The 424-nt window shown below is 63.7% G+C and carries 1 protein-coding gene and 1 pseudogene; both read left to right on the top strand.

Features of this window, described 5'->3' with window-relative positions; genetic code table 11:
- The coding region (locus tag JHD63_RS24645; RefSeq protein ID WP_198973118.1) for an IS4 family transposase at positions 1–117 on the top strand (117 nt) is incomplete at its 5' end.
- 112 nt (positions 118–229) lie between these two features.
- Positions 230–424: pseudogene (locus JHD63_RS22885) on the top strand (IS5/IS1182 family transposase); the annotation flags it as partial.

Below are 424 nucleotides of genomic sequence, written 5' to 3'. Positions count from 1 at the left end.
GGGGGCTTCCTGGGACGCAAGGGTGACGGCGAGCCTGGAGCCAAGACGCTGTGGCTGGGCATGCGCGATGTGGCCGTGTTCGTGCAAGGGCTGCGCTTTGCTCGGATGGCTCTGTGAGATGTGTGTAATGAGATGCACATAGCGCTGCAAGGTCTGCTGCATGTCCTCGCGGCTGTTAAGGCAACGCTGAACAAGTCCACCACTGGCGGCTCGAATGCGTTGTGATCCGATGAAGCAACAGACCCTGGCAGCAGCGGCCGATCAAGAGGCCGGATTCGAGCAATACCGCCGCCCCACCCGACGCGATGTGTTCCTGGCGACGATGGAAGAGATCGTGCCGTGGCAGCAACTGTGCGCGGTGATCGAGCCGCACTACCCGAAGCCGGGCAACGGGCGCCCGCCGGTAGGGCTGCAGCGCATGCTG

The organism is Xylophilus sp. ASV27, assembly GCF_016428875.1.
In the GTDB taxonomy this organism is placed as follows: Bacteria; Pseudomonadota; Gammaproteobacteria; order Burkholderiales; family Burkholderiaceae_C; genus Xylophilus.
Note: the sequence above shows the minus strand (reverse complement) of the source record. Positions and strands in the feature narration are given on the sequence as shown.